The following is a 346-nucleotide window of genomic DNA, read 5'->3' on the forward strand; positions in this document are numbered from 1 at the left end:
AGATGTGTATAAGAGACAGTCAAAGAACTGGAAGAGGAAAACCGTCGCCTCAAAAAAATGTATGCTGAAGAGCGTCTCAAGGCCGAAATTATTCAGGAAGCCATGGCAAAAAAGTGGTGAAGCCATCGCGTCGAAAGCAGATGGCGCAAGAAGCCGTCAGGAGCCGAAACGTCAGCGTGCGCTTTGCCTGCCGGCTGTTTGTTGTCAGCGAAAGTTGTTATCGCTACCAGTCGCAACGAAATGAAGAAAATGACGTCATCGCCGACTGGCTGCTCCGTATCACTGACAGTCAGCGTAATTGGGGATTTGGCCTGTGTTTTCTGTATCTGCGTAACGAAAAAGGTTT

The 346-nt window shown here is 48.6% G+C and carries 1 pseudogene; it reads left to right on the plus strand.

Annotated elements, in window-relative coordinates:
- Nucleotides 1-18 precede the first annotated feature (18 nt).
- Nucleotides 19-346, plus strand: a pseudogene (locus tag ACLRGG_RS21045) (IS3 family transposase); the annotation flags it as partial.

The sequence above is a fragment of the Erwinia sp. PPS120 genome (assembly GCF_047918655.1).
GTDB classification, from domain to species: Bacteria; Pseudomonadota; Gammaproteobacteria; order Enterobacterales; family Enterobacteriaceae; genus Erwinia; species Erwinia tasmaniensis_A.